Raw genomic sequence first — 303 nt, forward strand, 5'->3', positions numbered from 1 at the left:
CCGGCTGCGCCGACTTCCCTGCGCTACTCGCCACTGGCGGGGGCTGCCGAACTCGGGGCTACGCCCCTCAGACAGTCCTCGCCCTTTTTCCGCCAGTAGCTGCGTTGCTCGGCGCTCCACATGGGGGCCTGAAAGACGTCACGGGAGCAGGCGCTACCCGAAAAATCAATTGCTGCGGTCGACCCGAAAAAAAGGCGAAAATCAAAATGGGCCGCTCGAACCGGGACGGTTTGCCGGGCCCCTTGAGAGGTGCCGAGCAACGCAGAAATGCCGGGGGCCTTCGGCGAGCACTGTCTGAGGGGC

It is taken from the genome of Dechloromonas denitrificans (assembly GCF_001551835.1).
Lineage (GTDB): Bacteria > Pseudomonadota > Gammaproteobacteria > Burkholderiales > Rhodocyclaceae > Azonexus > Azonexus denitrificans.